Origin of the sequence: Aestuariivirga sp., from assembly GCF_047600585.1 — a bacterium.
Lineage (GTDB): Bacteria > Pseudomonadota > Alphaproteobacteria > Rhizobiales > Aestuariivirgaceae > Aestuariivirga.
In genome coordinates, this window is sequence record NZ_JASGKP010000001.1 from 664803 (window position 1) to 680860 (window position 16058).

Here is a 16058-nt window from a genome sequence, read left to right on the forward strand (position 1 = left end):
CGATGAGAGGTATGCGGTTAATGGTCTGCACACGGAATGCTTGACCCTGCCCAATTCTCAGGCTTTGTTGCGGTGCAGCAATGACCAGCACCGAGTCCATCACGTTTTGCCAGCTTGGCTCCACGCCGGCGCCGGATACGGCCGCCCTCGGCGCCAAGGCCGCGAAATTGTGCAGGCTTACTGACCTATCACTGTCCGTGCCGGCGGGCTTCGTGCTGCCGGTCTCCGCCTGCCGTGGTCTGGGCGAGGGGGTGAAGCCCGAGCTTGCCGCGAAGATCGACGAGGCACTGGCCCAGCTTGAAACCGCCACGGGCCGGAAGCTCGGGGATGCGGAGCGTCCGCTTCTGCTGGCCGTGCGGCCCAGCGTTCCGCCTGGCGTGCCGAGTGCAGTCGAGGCGGTGCTCAACATCGGCCTCAACGACGTGACGGCGGATGCCCTCGCCAAGGAGAGCAACGACGTGCGCTTCGCGCAGGAGTGCTACCGCCGCTTCATCCAGAACTATGCCCACACCGTGCTGGGCGACGACCCCGCCGCCTTCGAGGATGTGCTCGCCCTCTACAAGGAGGAGCGCGGCTATGTCTCCGATGCCGAACTCCGCGGTTCGGACGCCAAGGAAATCGCGCTCCGCTTCAAGGCGCAGTTTGAAAGCAACAACGGCGAGACTTTCCAGGAAGACGTGCGCCAGCAATTGCTGACGGCAATCACCGCCATGGCGCGCGTGTGGAATGCGCCCCGCGCCAAGACACAGCGCAAGATCCAGGGTGCGCCCGAGGATGCAGGTCTTGCCCTCATCGTGCAGGTGATGGTCTTCGGCAATGCCGGTGATGACAGCGGCGTCGGCCGCGCCTGGTCGCGCCATCCGCAGACGGGTGCCGCCGCCATGGCCGGGGAATTCCTGGCGCAGGCCCAAGGGCCCGATCTCGCCTCGCGGCTTCGCCCCATCCTGCCGCTCCGCAACGGCGGCGGCAAATCCCTGCAATCGCTGATGCCCGCCACCTATTCGGCGCTGGAGCAGGGGGTTGCCGCCCTTGAGGCGCGGCTCCGCGATGCGGTTGAAGTCGAATTCACGGTGGAACATGGCCGCCTCTGGTTCCTCTCGGCGCGGCCGGGCAAGCGTTCAACCGCTGCCTCGCTGCAGATCGTCACGGATTTCGTGAAGGCCGGCGCCATGAGCGAGGAGGAGGCGCTGCTGCGCGTCGATCCGCTCTCCCTTGACCAGCTACTGCACTCCACCATCGATCCCGATGCCAAGCGTACCGTGGTGGCCTCGGGCCTTCCGGCCTCGCCCGGTGCTGTGTCGGGACAGATCATCTTCGATGCGGAGGAGGCGCGCGCCCTTGCCGCCGATGGCATGCGGGTGATCCTCGTTCGCCCCGAAACCCTGCCGGAAGACATCCGCGGCCTGCACGCCGCCGAAGGCGTGCTGACCACGCGCGGCGGCATGACTTCGCACGCGGCGGTCATCGCCCGCGGCATGGGCAAGCCCTGCGTGTCGGGTGCTTCCGCGCTCCGCATTGATGCCAAGGCGGGCACGCTGAGCGCCCCCGGCCTTACCCTGAAGCGGGGCGACATCATCACGCTCGATGGCTCGACGGGGCAGGTGCTGAAGGGCACGGTCGAGATCCGTCCGCCGGAGCTCTCCGGCAATTTCGCGACACTCCTCACCTGGGCCGACCGGCACCGCCGCATGACCGTGCGCGCCAATGCCGAAACCGTGCAGGATGCCCGGATGGCCCGCGACTTCGGCGCGGAAGGCATCGGCCTCTGCCGCACCGAGCACATGTTCTTCGAAGGCGACCGCCTTGTGGCCATCCGTGAGATGATCCTCGCCGACCGCGAGCGCGACCGCCGCGACGCGCTGGCCAAGACGCTGCCCATGCTGCGCGCCGACTTTGCGGCACTGTTTGAAATCATGGCGGGCCTGCCGGTGACGCTGCGCCTTCTCGATCCGCCGCTGCATGAATTCCTGCCCGAGGACATGGGCGACATCGAAGCCCTGGCCCGCGCGCTCAACGCCGACGTGGTGCTGCTCCGCCGCCGCATCATGGACCTGCGCGAACAGAACCCCATGCTGGGCCACCGCGGCGTGCGCCTGCTGCTCAGTTATCCGGAAATCGTCGACATGCAGGCCCGTGCCGTGTTCGAGGCGGTGGCCGACGTTGCGAAGAAGACCGGCAAGCCGCCCATCCCCGAAATCATGGTGCCGCTCGTCGTGTCGCGGGCCGAGCTTGATCTCGTCCGGACCCGGATCGATGCCGCCGCCCAGGACGTGCAGCGCGAGACCGGCCTCACCTTCACTTACCGGGTGGGAACCATGATCGAGTTGCCGCGTGCCGCCCTGAAGGCCGAAGACATTGCCCGATCGGCGGAGTTCTTCTCCTTCGGAACCAACGACCTGACCCAGACCACCTTCGGCATCAGCCGCGACGACAGCGCCCGCTTCATCGGCGAGTATGCCTCCAAGGGAATCTTCCCGGCCGATCCCTTCGTCACATTGGACGTGGACGGGGTCGGGGAACTCGTCCATCTGGCGGTGGAGCGGGGGCGGAAAGGCCGCTCCGACATCCATCTCGGCATTTGCGGCGAGCACGGCGGAGACCCCACTTCGATTGCCTTCTGTGAGTCCGAGGGGCTGGATTATGTTTCCTGCTCGCCCTTCCGTGTGCCCATCGCGCGCCTTGCCGCAGCCCAGGCGCACCTGCGGAAAAACCAGTCTTAGTCAAGTTACTTCATGGGCTTAACCATACCTCACTTTAGGCAAAAAAGTGGCCCCGGGAAGGCCATTTGAGGTTGCCGGACGTGGTTAACCTGTGGTAAACGGGAATGGTTGTATTGTACTGGAAGCGGGTCTGAGGCTCCCCTAGGGGAGGGATGGCCTGAGTTTAAGTCGGAGCGGGAAGTTGAAGGCACCAGAATATCGCGGACGGCGATCTTGGGTTGACAACTCCTTTGATCTGGAGTTCGAAGAACCCCGCAGCGCATTGTCCGAGTATTCGCCGATCGTGTTTGGTGGCATCATGTTGATCGCCGCCTTCGCCTTCGCCGGTCACTACATTGGTCAGAATGCATCGGCCCACACCGCGGAAGCCTCCATGGGGAGCCTTCCGGGGCTTCCCTCGCTTCCGCAGACCACGGAATTGGCAAGCAAAAGCTCGCTTCTGCCGGAAGACCAGACTTTCCAGTCGGCGGCCCTGGCCCAGCTTCGCAAGCAGACCGTGCAGCCGGACGGCAAGGGTGACCTCGTGATGCCGGCCTCCGGCAAGGTCGCAGCCCTCACCGACGACGGCATGCCCGTCACCGGCGCGAAGAAGAAGAACGCCAAGGACAAGCTCATTCACATCGAACCGGCCTCGGTCAACCTGAAGGCCGAACAGGATGTCTCCGCCAAGGCCGTCAAGAAGCTGGCTCTGGCCAACATGAACAGCAACGGCAATGCAATTGCCGACGACGATGATTCCGGTGCCTCCAAGGCCAAGCGCAAGCAGGACCAGGCCAAGCGCCGCATCCAGCTCGCCGAGGAAAACTGCCTCGCCCGCGCGGTCTATTTCGAAGCCCGTTCCGAATCGGAAATGGGCCAGCTCGCGGTCGCCAAGGTGATCCTCAACCGCGTCAAGGATCCGCAATATCCGAAGTCGATCTGTGGCGTGGTCTATCAGGGCTCGCAGCGCCGCAACTCCTGCCAGTTCTCCTTCGCCTGTGACGGCCTTCCCGATGACGTGAAGAGCCCGGACGCCTGGGCCCGTTCCAAGCGCATCGCCCAGAAGGCGATCAGCGGCGAAGTGAACATGGGTTCGGCCATGAGCACCGCCACCAACTATCACGCCGACTACGTGAAACCGCGCTGGGCCAAGAGCATGCGCAAGCTCGTGAAGATCGGCTCGCACATCTTCTACTCTGACGGCTGATCGTTTCCTGATCCGACGTCCAAAGGCGCCCCCGTGGCGCCTTTTGTGTTTTGAAACACCTTCATCCGCCCTTTGGGCACCTCGCCTCCACCACCGTCATTCCGGACGCAGCACCTGATCGAGCGAAGCGAGATGTCGCGCGCGAGCCGGAATCCAGCTTTGGCGGATGGCTCGTTCGAAATAAGAAGCTGGGCCCCCGCCTTCGCGGGGGTGACGACATAAACAAGTGTCATCTCTTTCAACCCGTCATTCCGGACGCGCGCCGTGATCGAGCGAAGCGAGATGTCGCGCGCGAGCCGGAATCCAGCTTGAGTGGATCACAGGTTCAAAACTACCTCACCCGCACCGTGAAGGGCCGGCCTTCGAAGGCGTCGGCGCCACGGCCGATCGCGGCAACCGCCTTCACCATGCGGCCGTCACGGCCGAGGATCTGATCGACCTGCGAGACGATCAGGCGGTTCGGCGTGGCCGACGGCGAGGCCTCGCGGAGTTCGCTCGCGAGGTCCATTTCGTCTTCGCTCTTCCGCAACAGGCACATGGCGGTGAAGGCCGCTGCGGTGGAGCGGCTGATCCCGGCCCAGCAGTGGATGAGGAGCGGCGCCGATTGATCCCACGCCGAAATGAATTCCACGAGGCGTTCGGCATCGCGCATCTTGGGTCCTTCCAGCCCGCCGCCGTCGGCGATCACGTCATGAAAGGTGAGGCGGAGATGCTGGCCTTGCGCAAGCGACGGAAAATCCGGGTGCGGCGTATCGGGGCTGAGGATGCTGATGGCGCGCTTCGCCTGGTGCGCGGCAAGTTGCGCGTGCGAGTCGCGGAGGCTTGTGACGATGATCATGGCTTGCCCTGCAGTGTGACGAAGGCCGCGAGATATTGCGATGCGGCTTTGGTTGCAGGCAAGGGCGAAAGCGCGTGGCTGAATTCCGGCGCAAGGCCGGTGAGGCCGCGCGGGCTGCCGAAGAAGCGGCGTGCTTCGTCAACCGAAAAGCCTGCGAGTTGCGTGGCCTCGAGATAGGCGGCGACACGGTCGGCCTGCTTGATTTGGTCAACGAGGTCGCTGCGCGGAACGGCGGGCAGGCCGAAGCGCAGGTGAATGGCGGCCAGCAGCCTGTTCTCGAAGGATTTGTAGTCGACGCCGAGCGCTGCCTTGAAGGGCGAGATCATGTCGCCGATCACATATTCCGGCGCATCGTGGAGGAGGGCGGTCAGCCGCTCGGGCACGTTCGCGGCGGGATTGAGGTGTGCGAAGATCGCTTCCACAACGACGCAATGCTGGGCCACGGAAAAGGCGTGGTCGCCACGCGTCTGTCCGTTCCAGCGGGCGACGCGGGCAAGACCGTGGGCGATGTCCTCGATCTCGATGTCGAGCGGCGAAGGATCGAGCAGGTCGAGCCTGCGGCCCGACAGCATGCGCTGCCATGCACGGGGCGGAGCGCCGTTCATCGCGCGAGCTTCTTCACCGCGTCGTGGCGGTGGCATTCAACGAGGTGATCGTTGACGAGGCCGCAGGCCTGCATGAAGGCATAGACGATCGTCGGCCCCACGAAGCGGAAGCCGCGCTTCTTCAGATCCTTGGAGATCTTCTGGGCAAGCGGCGTTTCGGCCGGAACCTGCTTCATGCTGCGCACCGCGTTCTGCACCGGCTTGCCGTCGATGAAACCCCAGAGGTAGCCCGAGAAATCCTCGATCTCGAGATAGGCCTGCGCGCTGCTGATGGCGGCTTCGATCTTCAGCTTGTTGCGGACGATGCCGGGATCATTCATCAGCCTGGCGATCTTGCGGGCATCGTAGCGCGCGATCTTCTGAGGCTCGAAGCGATCGAAAGCGGCGCGAAAATTCTCGCGCTTCCTCAGGATGGTGATCCACGACAGGCCCGCCTGGAAACCATCGAGAATGAGCTTCTCGAAAAGGGCGCGGGAATCATATTCCGGCACGCCCCAGTCGGTGTCGTGATAGTGCACGTAAAGCTCATCGGTGCCGCACCAGGGGCAGCGGAACTTCCCGTCGGCATGGGGTTCAAGGGTCATCGGGCGGCATCCGGAATGGTGATTGCTATCGTCATCCAGTCCGGCTTGTGAACCGAGAGGGTGACAGCATCTGTCAGCAGCGGTGCGGTTGCCTCGGCCAGCCGGTCGAGGCGGATGAGGGCAAGACCGGCATTGCCCTTGGACGAAAGCATTTCACCCACAAGCGTTTCGCCGCTCCGGATTTCGCTGCCTTTCGCTGGCAGCGACGCCGCGCCCGTCACCGGAAGGATGCGGTTCCGGGCCGTGCCGCGGTGCTGCATGCGGGAGACCACTTCCTGGCCGATGTAGCAGCCCTTGGTGAAGCTCACGCCCTGCAGCAGGTCGAAGTTCGCCTCATGCGGGAAGAGCTGGTTCTCGCCGATGTCGGCATCGCTGTCGGCCAAACCATTGGCGATGCGATGCGCATCGTAGCCTTCGCCCGTGGGCAGGCTGCCCTTGGGAACGAGAGCGCGAAGTCCCATGGCAGGACGCCGCGGATCGGGCGCGGCCAGTCCATTGCCGGTGCCCACTGCAACGGCGAGGGTTTCGTCGGCAGCGATGTCGATCTTGGCGCGCAAGCGGTAGAGCTTGAGCTTCTGCAGAAGGCCGTTCGTTTGTGACGCCGCACAATCCACGAACACGGTTCCGCCCTCATGGATGACGAAGACATCGTGCTGGATTTTGCCCTGTGCCGAGAGCAGGGCGCCATAGGCCCAGCTGCGTTCGGGCAGGCCCGCAAGCTGGCAGGTGAGCAGGTTGTGCAGGAAGTCCAACGGGCTTTCGCCCGCCAGCCGGATGACGGCGCGGGAGGTGAGGGTTTGTGCTGCGAAAGGTGAAGCCATGTGCCTTGCGTCGGTTGAACAACACCTTTACGAAAGCCTTGAACTGCAATCAAGAAAGGCTGTCCATGTCACGGCAGATTGATCTCATCCTCAAGGGCGGAACCGTGGTCAATCAGGATGGCACGGGGATCCGCGACATCGCCATCGACAAGGGGCGGATCGTGGCGGTGGGGGATGTCTCCGGCCTTGTGGCCGCCGAGGTGCGGGACTGCCGGAAGTTGCACATCCTGCCCGGCGTGATCGACAGCCAGGTGCATTTCCGCGAACCCGGCCCCGTTCACAAGGAAGACCTCGAAACCGGCAGCCGTGCCGCCGTCGCAGGCGGGGTGACGCTGGTGTTCGAGATGCCCAACACCAAGCCCACCACCACAGGTCCGGAGGCGCTGGCCGACAAGGTGTCGCGCGCCCGCAACCGCATGTTCTGCGACTTCGCCTTCTACGTGGGCGGCACGCGGGAGAATGTGGAGGCGATCCCGGCGCTGGAGAAGCTCGAGGCCTCGGCCGGTATCAAGGTCTTTGCCGGATCATCCACCGGTGATCTGTTGGTGGATGATGACGAAGGGCTGGAAGCCATCATCTCGCGGCTGACGCGCCGTGCCGCCTTCCACAGCGAGGATGAATTCCGCCTGCGCGACCGCGTGGGTTTCCAAGTGGCGGGCGATGCCGCGAGCCATCCCGTCTGGCGCGACGTGGAGGCGGCGGTGCTCTGCACCACGCGGCTGCTGCGCATTGCCCGCAAGCACGGCAAGCGCATTCATGTGTTGCATATTTCGACGGCGGAGGAATTGCCGCTGCTGGCGGCGCACCGTGATGTGGCGACGGTGGAGGTGACGCCGCATCATCTCACGCTTTCGGCTGATGACTACGCGCGGCTTGGCGCCAAGCTGCAGATGAATCCGCCGGTGCGCGACAAGCGCCACCGTGAGGCGTTGTGGGCAGCGATCAACTCCGGACTCGTCGATGTGCTGGGATCAGACCATGCGCCGCATACGCTGGAAGAGAAGGCCAAGCCCTATCCGCAATCGCCCTCAGGCATGACGGGCGTGCAGACGCTGGTGCCGATGATGCTGACCCATGTGAACCACGGCCGCCTGACGCTCGAACGCTTTGTCGACCTCACGGCGCATGGTCCGCAGCGCATCTTCGGCCTCGTCCGCAAGGGCCGCATCATGGAAGGCTATGATGCAGACTTCACCATCGTCGACCTGTCGCGCACGGAAACCATTCGCAACAACTGGATCGAAAGCCGCAGCCAGTGGACGCCCTATGACGGCGAGCGCGTGATCGGCTGGCCCGTTGGCACCTTCGTGCGCGGCCGCTGCGTGATGTGGCAGGGCGAAATCCTGGGGCCTGCCACGGGCCAGCCTGCCCAATTCCTTGAAGCCCTGAGCCCGGAGAAGTGACGTGAGCGAACCGTTTCGTGCCATCCTCGTGAGCAAGACAGATGACGGCCAGAAGGTGGAGTTCGTCCGCCTCACCGAGGCTGACCTGATGGAGGGCAATGTCACCATCGACGTGGCGCACTCCTCGGTGAACTACAAGGATGGCCTCGCCATCACCGGCAAGGGGCCGATCATCCGGCGCTGGCCGCTCATTCCCGGTATCGATCTTGCCGGCACCGTGCGATCGTCTATGCACCCTGACTGGAAGCCGGGCGACAAGGTAGTGCTCGGCGGCTGGGGTGTGGGCGAGGGCCACTACGGCGGCTTCTCCGAAGTGGCGCGCGTCAATGGAGACTGGCTGGTGCCGCTGCCGGAGGGCTACACCACAGCCGATGCCATGGCCGTGGGCGTGGCAGGATACACCGCCATGCTCTGCGTGATGGCGCTGGAAGAGCAGGGCGTGGTGCCCTCGCAGGGCGAAGTGCTGGTGACCGGTGCGGCAGGCGGCGTGGGGTCGACCGCTGTCGCCATCCTCTCCAAGCTCGGTTTCAACGTGGTGGCCGCCACGGGCCGCCCGGAGGAGGAGGCCTTCCTCAAGTCGCTCGGCGCCACGTCCATCATCGATCGCAAGGAACTGCAGGGCCCGGTGAAGCCGCTCGCCAAGGCGCGCTGGGCAGGCGTGGTCGATACCGTTGGATCGGTGATGCTCGCCAATGCCATTTCCCAGGTGCTGCCGGAAGGCGCAGTGGCCGCAACGGGCCTCGCAGGCGGCATGGACCTGCCCACCTCGGTGGCGCCCTTCATCCTGCGCGGCGTGAAACTCGTCGGCGTGAACTCGGTCTCGACACCGCAGCCGCGCCGCATTGCCTGCTGGAAGCGCATCGCGCGCGATCTCGACAAGAGCAAGCTCACGGCGCTTACCACCCACGTGAAGCTCGATGACGTGCCGCGGGTGGCCGCCGACATCGTGGCGGGCAAGATCAGGGGCCGCGTCGTGGTCGATGTGCGGGGCTGATCACAGCTCTTGACTTCCTCTCATATTCGGGAGAATTTCCCGTATATGAACAACGCGGATTCAGACCAGAAGCTGGCGGAGCGGCTCAAGGCGCTGCGGATCGAGCGCGGCTTTTCGCTTGAGGCATTGGCCGAGGCGAGCGGAGTGAGCCGGGCCACACTTTCACGTCTTGAGAATGCCGAGGTCAGCCCCACGGCGCAGGTGCTGGGCAAGCTCTGTGCTGCCTATGGCCTCACCATGTCGCGGCTGATGCTGATGGTGGAGGGCGAGGGTCCCGCCGTTCTGCACGCCAAGGACCAGCCGGTGTGGCAGGATCGAACGTCCGGCTTCACCCGCCGCGCCGTGGTGCCACCCGCCCATGGCTATGCCGGCGAAGTGGTGCAGGGCGAACTGAAGCCCGGCGCCACCATCACCTATGACCGCGAGCCGCGGGTGGGGATCGAGCACTATTTCGTCATGCTCGAGGGCGCCATGACCTTCACCGCTGGCGGGCAATCCTTCGATCTTGCCGCGGGCGACAGCCTGCGCGTGAAGCTTTTCGGAAAGACATCCTTCGCGGCGTCCGACAAGGGCGCGCGCTATCTGATCTTTGTGGTGTGAGGACAACCATGTTGCGCATTGAAAGAGGCGGACTCGACAACGAACAGGTGATCGCCATGCTGCGCTTTCACTTCGACACCAACATCTCCGTGACGCCCAAGGGCTCGGCGCATGTGTTCGATCTCTCCCGCCTGAAGGAGGCGGACATCTCGTTCTGGTCGGCGTGGGATGGCGATACGCTGATGGGTGTGGGCGCGCTCAAGCGCATGTCGGCGAGCGAGGGCGAGATCAAGTCCATGCACACGCTGAAGACGGCGCGAAGATCGGGTGTGGGCTCCGCCATCCTCACGCATCTCATCGGCGAAGCGAAGCGGGCAGGGCTGTCGCGGCTTTATCTCGAAACGGGCTCGTTCGATTTCTTTGCGCCGGCCCGCGCACTCTACACGCGCCACGGCTTCAGCGAATGCGCGCCGTTCGCAGGCTACAAGCCTGATCCGAACAGCACCTTCATGACGATGGAAATCTGATTACTGCTTGGTCTTCATTACGGTGAACTCACCGTGGCGGATGCGCTCGGGGAGGCGTGCGCACATCTGCGCAACCGGTTCCTCGCCATAGACGGCAATCATGTCGGAGAGGGCCGCGAAGATCGCGGCAGTGGCAACGGCATCGGGATCGAGGCCGTCATAGACTGCCTCTTCCCAAGCCTCGAGAATGTAGCGCAGCGCCACTTGTTTCGCGTCTTTGGAGGGCAATGAAGCGGCTGTCTTTTGATCGAGCTTGAGCATGTTCGCAGGGGCAGTGAGGTCAGCGGGTCGTCGTCGGTAAATGGACCATAGCAGTTAGAGGCCTGCCCGCGAAGTCATCCCTTAATTGAAGGTTAACGCTGGAAACGGAATTTTCTTCAAAGCGATAGCAAGGTGCGTGCGCGCTTCACCGCGGCCTCGATGTTCTGCGAGAGGCGGTAGGTGTTAAGCTCCTCCGGCAGGACCCAAGCGACTGCATCGCTGTCGCTTGCGGCCACGGCGTCGCCGCCCGTGTAGAAGCCCGTGAAGCTGATGATGTGGAAGGTCGCTTCCGCCGTGGTGATGCGGAACTCGCCGATCATCTGCTGCAGGTCGGCGGAGACGCCCGTTTCCTCCATCAGTTCCCGGTGAGCCGCTTCCAGCGCGGTTTCGCCCGGCTCCACCCGGCCCCCGGGGAAGGCCCAGGTGCCCTGGCCCAGCACTTTCCCACGCCGCGCCAGCAGCACCCTGCCGTCGCGCCAGACGCACGCCGAGGCTGCTTTGATGAGGGGGGCGGTGGTGTTAGACTGTGGGGACATGTGTGGACTTTACAGCTTCAGGCGCTCACCGGAAGAGACTCGTACGCTTTTCAACTACCTGGAAGAGCCGGACTTCCCGCCCCGCCAGTATGTCACCCCGGGCGGCCCCATGGCGATCGTCCGCCAGGGCCGGGCCAACCGGCACTTCGCGCTGGTGCGCTGGGGCTTCGTGCCCGCCTGGGCGAAGGAGGTGGCGCCGGGGAAGCCGCTGATCAACGCCCGTTCGGAAACGGTGCTGGAGAAGCCCACCTTCCGCAATGCCATCCGCCGCCGCCGCTGCCTCATTCCGGCGGACGGCTTCTACGAATGGGAAGGCGATATCCCGGGCAAGAAGAAGCCCTATTTCATCCATCGCCCGGACCACGGCCTGATGGCTTTCGCCGGCATCTGGGAGCACTGGCTGGGTGCTGACGGCTCGGAACTGGAGACGGCGGCGATCATCACCACCGAGGCCAATGCCCTTGTGGCGACCATCCACACCCGCAGCCCTGTCGTCATCCGGCCCGAGGATTTCGCGCTGTGGCTCGATTGCACCGATGAGGATGCGGAGAAGATCGTGCCGCTGCTGAAGCCCGCGGCGGATGACTATTTCGAGATGGAACCCACGGTGATTGCCCGCAACGCGCCGCCGCCCAAGCCGAAGGCGCCGCCCCCTGCCGCAGCCTCCGGTGGCGGGCAGATGAGCCTGCTCTAGCGGCTAGATCTTCGGCAGCACCTTGCCGGGGTTGAGGATGCCCTTGGGGTCGAGCATCCGCTTCAGGCTCCACATCACCTCGAGTTCCGTCGCCGACTTGATGCGGCGCATGTCCTCGCGCTTCAACTGGCCGATGCCGTGTTCGGCGGAAATCGATCCGCCATGGGCCAGCACCACCTCGTGGACGATGTGGCTGATCTCGGCCCAGCGGCCGAGGTAGGCCTGCTTGTCCATGCCCACGGGCTGCGAGACGTTGAAGTGGAGGTTGCCGTCGCCGATGTGGCCGAAGCACATGAAGCGGCAGCCGGGCATGAAGCGCTCCACCGCCGGAATGGCTTCCGCGATGAAGGCAGGAATGCGCGAGACCGGCACCGAGACATCGTGCTTGATCGAGCCGCCCTCGAACTTCTGCGAGTCCGACAGCTTCTCGCGAAGCTCCCAGAAGGCGAGGCGCTGCGCTTCGGTCTGGGCCACGGCGGCATCGGTTGCGAGGCCTTCATCGAGGGCGGCGGCAAGCGCGTCTTCCATGGCGCTTTCGCCGGCGTCGGCGAATTCGGCAAGCACGAACCACGGCGAGCCCGCAGGCAGCGGACTGCGCACGCCCATGTGCTTGGTGACGAAGGTGACGACAATTTCCGGAATCAATTCAAAGGCAACCACACCGGAGTTGGCGTGCTGCTTGAAGCGGGAAAGCAGTGTTACCGCAGCGGCAGGCGAGGGCACGGCGATGAAGGCGGTGTCGTAGCGGCGCGGGCGCGGGAAGAGTTTCAGCACCGCCTTTGTGATGATGCCGAGCGTGCCTTCGCTGCCGATGAAGAGGTTGCGGAGGTCATAGCCAGTGTTGTCCTTGCGGAGCGCACGCAACTGGCTCAGCACCCGCCCGTTGGCCAGCACCACTTCGAGGCCGAGGCAGAGATCGCGCGCATTGCCATAGGCGATGACGTTGACGCCGCCAGCATTGCTGCCGAGGTTGCCGCCGATCCGGCAGGAGCCTTCCGAGGCGAGGGAGAGCGGAAAGAGGCGGTCGTGTTCGGCGGCGGCGGCCTGTACACTTGCCAGCGTGGCGCCTGCTTCCACCGTGATCGAGAAGTCCTCGGCATCGACGGTGAGGATGCGCGTCATGCGGTCAAGGGAGAGCAGCACCTCGCTGCCATCCGGGTTGGGGATCTGCCCGCCGACGAGGCCGGTATTTCCGGACTGGGGGACGATCGCCGTCTCGGTTTCGCTGGCGAGCGCCATGATGCGCGACACCTCATCGGTGGAGGCGGGCCTGAGGATGAGCGGCGTCCTGCCGGTCCACAGGTTCCGCCATTCCTCGAGATAGGGCTGCTGCGTCTGCGGATCGCGGATCACGCCCTTTTCGCCCACGATGGCGGCGAAGCGGGTGAGGGTTTCCGGGGTGGGGCGCTTCGGCATGGTCTTAGCCCCGCGGCGCTGCGGCACGGCGCAGGCGGTCGTTGATGGCCTCGCCGAGGCCGGTTTCGGGAATGGGGGCAACCGCGATGGCGCTCGCGCCCGCGTCGATCTCATGCAGCTTGCTGAAGAGGTTGGCGGCGGCCTCGATCAGGTCGGCCCGGGCCGAGAGGGTGTGTGGCCCATGGGCATGGCCGCCGAAGCCCAGATAGATTTCGCCCGGCTTCGGCGCATCGGCATTGAGGCGCAAGGAAGCGCGTGGCGCGTAATGGCTCTCGAGCTGCCCTGGTGCATGGAGCGGGCCCGCCGTGGCGGCGGAGAGCGGCTGGCCGAGGCAGGCTTCGATCTTGTCGCGGCTGAGGCCGCCGGGGCGGAGCAGCCGGGGCGTGCCGTCGAGGAAGCTGATGACGGTCGATTCCACCCCGACGCGGCTTGGGCCGCCATCGAGGATCATGTCGACGCCCGTTCCCAGCGAAGCCCGCACATGGGCTGCGGTGGTGGGGCTGATCCTGCCCGAGGCATTGGCGCTGGGGGCTACCACGGGGCCGCCAAAAGCCTTGAGCAGGGCCAGCGCCACCGGATGGGAGGGCACGCGGAGCGCGAGCGAGGAGAGCCCGGCGGAGGCCAGCCGCGAAACCGGGCAGGTCGGTGTCCGTTCCACCACGATGGTGAGCGGCCCCGGCCAGAAGGCTTCCGCCAGCTTGCGGGCGGCGGGCGGGAACTGGCCCAGCGCCTCCGCCGCAGCGAGATCGGAGACATGGGCGATCAGCGGGTTGAACTGCGGCCGGCCCTTGGCGGCGAAGACCTTGGCCACCGCCACATCGCTGCAGGCATCCGCCCCGAGACCGTAAACGGTCTCGGTCGGGAAGGCGACGAGGCCTCCTTGGCGCAGCACCTCCGCAGCGTGTGCAATATCGTCATCCCGGGTCATGGCGCGCGCTATAGCAGCGGGGCACGGCCTCGGCTACACCAAGGCCCATGACCACCCTCGTTTACACCCACCGGTCCAGCCTTCGCCATGAAACGCCGCCCGGCCACCCCGAGCGCATCGACCGCATCAAGGCGGTCTATTCGGTGCTGGAGTCGCCGCACTTTGCCGGAGCCCTGCGGCGGGAGGCGCCGCGCGCCATCGAGCAGCAGCTGCTCATGGCGCATTCGCCCGAGCATGTGCAGAAGATCATGGCCGTCGCCCCCGAGAGCGGCTTCGAATACATCGACCCCGATACGGTGATGTCGGCGCATACACTGGAGGCGGCCTTGCGCGCCGTTGGCGCCGCGACCTCCGCCGTCGACGCGGTGTTCCGTGCCGAAGCGGAGAATGCCTTCTGCGCCATGCGCCCGCCCGGACACCATGCCGAGCAGAACCGCGCCATGGGCTTCTGCTTCTTCAATCAGGCCGCCATCGCCGCCTATCACGCGCGCCAGCGTTACGATGCCGAGCGGGTGGCGGTCGTCGATTTTGACGTGCATCACGGCAACGGCACGCAGGACATCTTCTGGGCCGACCCCAACATGTTCTATGGTTCCACCCACCAGATGCCGCTCTATCCGGGTTCCGGTGCGGTGAGCGAGACGGGCGTGGGCAACATCTTCAATGCGCCGCTGCGGGCAGGCGATGGCGGCGTGCAATTCCGCGAGGCCATGAACAACATCATTCTTCCGGCGCTCGAGAATTTCTCGCCCGATCTCCTCATCATCTCGGCGGGCTTCGATGCCCATGTGCGCGATCCGCTGGGCAGCCTCGAACTCACCGAGGAGGATTTCGCCTGGGCCACGCTCCGCCTGATGGAGGTGGCCGATACCCATGCCCGGGGCCGCGTTGTTTCGGTGCTGGAAGGGGGCTATGACCTGCAGGGACTGGCGGGCTCGGTGGGTGTCCATCTCCATGCGCTGATGCATGGCGAGACACTGGCCGCAGCCCTGGAACAATCCGCCGAAGACGACGAGGACGAGACATGACCACACCTGACGATATTGCCGCGCTCTCCTTCGAGAAGGCGCTTGCCGCGCTGGAAGAGATCGTGGCGCGTCTGGAAGGCGGGCGCGTCGACCTCGAGGAGTCGATCAAGATCTACGAGCGCGGCGAACTGCTGCGCAAGCATTGCGAGGCGAAGCTGCGCGAGGCGGAAGCGCGGATCGAGAAGATCACGCTCGATCCCAAGGGCAATCCCACGGGCCGTGCGCCCCTCGATGTCGAGTGACGTCACAGAGGCTTGACGAAGCATTGGTTGCGCGCGGGCTGGTGCAGAGCCGGGCGCGCGGGCGAGACGCCGTGCTGCGCGGCATCGTGCGCGTCAACGGCACTGCGGCCCGCAAGCCGTCACAGCCCGTCACGCCTGATGATGTGCTCGTGCTCGCCGATGAGAGCGCCCACTATGTCTCCCGTGCGGCCTTGAAGCTGATTCACGGATTTTCTGTCTTTCCGATTGATCCCAAAGGAAAATCCTGTGCCGATCTGGGTGCCTCCACGGGCGGCTTCACGCAGGTGCTGTTGGAGCGCGGTGCGCGTCACGTGACGGCAATCGACGTGGGGCATGGACAGATGGTGGCGGAGATTGCCGCTGACTCGCGCGTCACGCTGAAGGAAGGACTCAATGTCCGCCACATCACACCGGATGATTTGCCGGAAGATGTGTCGCTGATCGTCAGCGACCTCAGCTTCATCTCGCTCCTGGTGGCGCTGCCTGCAATCCTTGCGCTCGTGAAGCCCGGCACCGAATTGATCGCCCTCATCAAGCCGCAGTTCGAAGTGGGCCGCGAGGCGATTGGCAAGGGAGGGGTGGTGCGCGACGAGGCGCTTCACGGGGCCGTCTGCGGCACGATCTCGAATTTTCTGACGGCGTCGGGCTGGACCGTGCTCGGTCTCGCGCCGTCGCCGGTCGAAGGCGGTGACGGCAACAGGGAATTCCTCATCGCTGCCCGCAAGGGGTGAGCTT

18 protein-coding genes are annotated in these 16058 nt (G+C 65.0%); 10 read left to right on the forward strand and 8 right to left on the reverse strand.

Annotated elements, in window-relative coordinates:
- Positions 1-80 precede the first annotated feature (80 nt).
- Both ppdK and QM801_RS03040 read left to right on the forward strand, forming a co-directional pair.
- On the forward strand, positions 81-2720 hold the full coding sequence (gene ppdK / locus QM801_RS03035) for a pyruvate, phosphate dikinase (RefSeq protein WP_415017736.1): 2640 nt from the start codon (positions 81-83) through the stop codon (positions 2718-2720).
- Positions 2721-3018: 298 nt separating this feature from the next.
- On the forward strand, positions 3019-3906 hold the full coding sequence (locus QM801_RS03040; protein ID WP_415017737.1) for a cell wall hydrolase: 888 nt from the start codon (positions 3019-3021) through the stop codon (positions 3904-3906).
- 331 nt (positions 3907-4237) lie between these two features.
- Here QM801_RS03040 and QM801_RS03045 read toward each other — a convergent pair whose 3' ends face one another.
- Genes QM801_RS03045 through QM801_RS03060 form a run of 4 tightly spaced genes read right to left on the reverse strand, consistent with a single transcriptional unit; the run spans position 4238 to position 6754 of the window.
- A complete protein-coding gene (locus QM801_RS03045; RefSeq protein WP_415017738.1) occupies positions 4238-4744 on the reverse strand; it encodes a tyrosine phosphatase family protein in 507 nt (168 codons plus the stop codon).
- On the reverse strand, positions 4741-5349 hold the full coding sequence (locus tag QM801_RS03050; protein WP_415017739.1) for a hydrolase: 609 nt from the start codon (positions 5347-5349) through the stop codon (positions 4741-4743). The genes QM801_RS03045 and QM801_RS03050 overlap by 4 nt, the downstream gene beginning before the upstream one ends.
- Complete coding sequence (locus QM801_RS03055) at positions 5346-5933, reverse strand: DNA-3-methyladenine glycosylase I (protein WP_415017740.1); 588 nt, start codon at positions 5931-5933, stop codon at positions 5346-5348. Before QM801_RS03055 ends, QM801_RS03050 begins: the two co-directional genes overlap by 4 nt.
- Positions 5930-6754, reverse strand: coding sequence for a YgfZ/GcvT domain-containing protein (locus QM801_RS03060; protein WP_415017741.1), 825 nt, complete (start codon positions 6752-6754; stop codon positions 5930-5932). Before QM801_RS03060 ends, QM801_RS03055 begins: the two co-directional genes overlap by 4 nt.
- A gap of 65 nt (positions 6755-6819) precedes the next feature.
- Here QM801_RS03060 and QM801_RS03065 point away from each other — a divergent pair, with 65 nt between their 5' ends.
- From QM801_RS03065 to QM801_RS03080, 4 genes are read left to right on the forward strand one after another with little or no spacing between them, the layout of a single operon-like run.
- A complete protein-coding gene (locus tag QM801_RS03065) occupies positions 6820-8157 on the forward strand; it encodes a dihydroorotase (RefSeq protein WP_415017742.1) in 1338 nt (445 codons plus the stop codon).
- A 1-nt stretch (position 8158) separates the two neighbouring features.
- Positions 8159-9151 (forward strand): MDR family oxidoreductase, encoded by a 993-nt coding sequence (locus tag QM801_RS03070; RefSeq protein WP_415017743.1) that lies wholly within the window; start codon positions 8159-8161, stop codon positions 9149-9151.
- Between the two features lie 45 nt (positions 9152-9196).
- On the forward strand, positions 9197-9751 hold the full coding sequence (locus QM801_RS03075; protein ID WP_415017744.1) for a helix-turn-helix domain-containing protein: 555 nt from the start codon (positions 9197-9199) through the stop codon (positions 9749-9751).
- 8 nt (positions 9752-9759) lie between these two features.
- On the forward strand, positions 9760-10218 hold the full coding sequence (locus tag QM801_RS03080; RefSeq protein WP_415017745.1) for a GNAT family N-acetyltransferase: 459 nt from the start codon (positions 9760-9762) through the stop codon (positions 10216-10218).
- Here the strand turns inward: QM801_RS03080 and QM801_RS03085 are convergent, their stop codons facing one another.
- Positions 10219-10422: a hypothetical protein gene (locus tag QM801_RS03085; RefSeq protein ID WP_415017746.1), complete on the reverse strand. Its 204-nt coding sequence runs from the start codon at positions 10420-10422 to the stop codon at positions 10219-10221.
- A 173-nt stretch (positions 10423-10595) separates the two neighbouring features.
- Entirely contained in the window at positions 10596-11015 is a 420-nt protein-coding gene (locus QM801_RS03090; protein ID WP_415017747.1) for an NUDIX hydrolase, read from the reverse strand.
- Here QM801_RS03090 and QM801_RS03095 point away from each other — a divergent pair.
- Positions 11014-11709 carry an SOS response-associated peptidase gene (locus QM801_RS03095; RefSeq protein WP_415017748.1) on the forward strand — a complete coding sequence of 232 codons (696 nt, stop codon included), beginning with the start codon at positions 11014-11016 and terminating at the stop codon, positions 11707-11709. The two genes, QM801_RS03090 and QM801_RS03095, sit on opposite strands and share 2 nt — an antisense overlap.
- 3 nt (positions 11710-11712) lie before the next feature.
- Here QM801_RS03095 and QM801_RS03100 read toward each other — a convergent pair whose 3' ends face one another.
- Both QM801_RS03100 and QM801_RS03105 read right to left on the reverse strand, forming a co-directional pair.
- Complete coding sequence (locus QM801_RS03100; protein ID WP_415017749.1) at positions 11713-13125, reverse strand: FAD-binding oxidoreductase; 1413 nt, start codon at positions 13123-13125, stop codon at positions 11713-11715.
- 4 nt (positions 13126-13129) lie between these two features.
- Positions 13130-14053, reverse strand: a complete 924-nt coding sequence (locus QM801_RS03105; protein ID WP_415017750.1) for an L-threonylcarbamoyladenylate synthase — start codon at positions 14051-14053, stop codon at positions 13130-13132.
- A 47-nt stretch (positions 14054-14100) separates the two neighbouring features.
- On the opposite strand from QM801_RS03105, the gene QM801_RS03110 reads away from it, so the two are divergent.
- From QM801_RS03110 to QM801_RS03120, 3 genes are read left to right on the forward strand one after another with little or no spacing between them, the layout of a single operon-like run.
- On the forward strand, positions 14101-15081 hold the full coding sequence (locus QM801_RS03110) for a histone deacetylase family protein (protein WP_415017751.1): 981 nt from the start codon (positions 14101-14103) through the stop codon (positions 15079-15081).
- Complete coding sequence (locus QM801_RS03115) at positions 15078-15323, forward strand: exodeoxyribonuclease VII small subunit (protein WP_415017752.1); 246 nt, start codon at positions 15078-15080, stop codon at positions 15321-15323. Before QM801_RS03110 ends, QM801_RS03115 begins: the two co-directional genes overlap by 4 nt.
- Positions 15320-16054, forward strand: coding sequence for a TlyA family RNA methyltransferase (locus QM801_RS03120; RefSeq protein WP_415017753.1), 735 nt, complete (start codon positions 15320-15322; stop codon positions 16052-16054). The genes QM801_RS03115 and QM801_RS03120 overlap by 4 nt, the downstream gene beginning before the upstream one ends.
- The last annotated feature ends 4 nt before the right edge of the window (positions 16055-16058 follow it).

What these genes read in the sequence shown, in the direction of transcription:
- ppdK (WP_415017736.1), top strand. Translation starts at nt 81, where the DNA reads ATGACCAGCACCGAGTCCATCACGTTTTGCCAGCTTGGCTCCACGCCG.
- QM801_RS03040 (WP_415017737.1), top strand. Translation starts at nt 3,019, where the DNA reads ATGTTGATCGCCGCCTTCGCCTTCGCCGGTCACTACATTGGTCAGAAT.
- QM801_RS03045 (WP_415017738.1), bottom strand. Translation starts at nt 4,744, where the DNA reads ATGATCATCGTCACAAGCCTCCGCGACTCGCACGCGCAACTTGCCGCG.
- QM801_RS03050 (WP_415017739.1), bottom strand. Translation starts at nt 5,349, where the DNA reads ATGAACGGCGCTCCGCCCCGTGCATGGCAGCGCATGCTGTCGGGCCGC.
- QM801_RS03055 (WP_415017740.1), bottom strand. Translation starts at nt 5,933, where the DNA reads ATGACCCTTGAACCCCATGCCGACGGGAAGTTCCGCTGCCCCTGGTGC.
- QM801_RS03060 (WP_415017741.1), bottom strand. Translation starts at nt 6,754, where the DNA reads ATGGCTTCACCTTTCGCAGCACAAACCCTCACCTCCCGCGCCGTCATC.
- QM801_RS03065 (WP_415017742.1), top strand. Translation starts at nt 6,820, where the DNA reads ATGTCACGGCAGATTGATCTCATCCTCAAGGGCGGAACCGTGGTCAAT.
- QM801_RS03075 (WP_415017744.1), top strand. Translation starts at nt 9,197, where the DNA reads ATGAACAACGCGGATTCAGACCAGAAGCTGGCGGAGCGGCTCAAGGCG.
- QM801_RS03080 (WP_415017745.1), top strand. Translation starts at nt 9,760, where the DNA reads ATGTTGCGCATTGAAAGAGGCGGACTCGACAACGAACAGGTGATCGCC.
- QM801_RS03095 (WP_415017748.1), top strand. Translation starts at nt 11,014, where the DNA reads ATGTGTGGACTTTACAGCTTCAGGCGCTCACCGGAAGAGACTCGTACG.
- QM801_RS03090 (WP_415017747.1), bottom strand. Translation starts at nt 11,015, where the DNA reads ATGTCCCCACAGTCTAACACCACCGCCCCCCTCATCAAAGCAGCCTCG.
- QM801_RS03100 (WP_415017749.1), bottom strand. Translation starts at nt 13,125, where the DNA reads ATGCCGAAGCGCCCCACCCCGGAAACCCTCACCCGCTTCGCCGCCATC.
- QM801_RS03105 (WP_415017750.1), bottom strand. Translation starts at nt 14,053, where the DNA reads ATGACCCGGGATGACGATATTGCACACGCTGCGGAGGTGCTGCGCCAA.
- QM801_RS03110 (WP_415017751.1), top strand. Translation starts at nt 14,101, where the DNA reads ATGACCACCCTCGTTTACACCCACCGGTCCAGCCTTCGCCATGAAACG.
- QM801_RS03115 (WP_415017752.1), top strand. Translation starts at nt 15,078, where the DNA reads ATGACCACACCTGACGATATTGCCGCGCTCTCCTTCGAGAAGGCGCTT.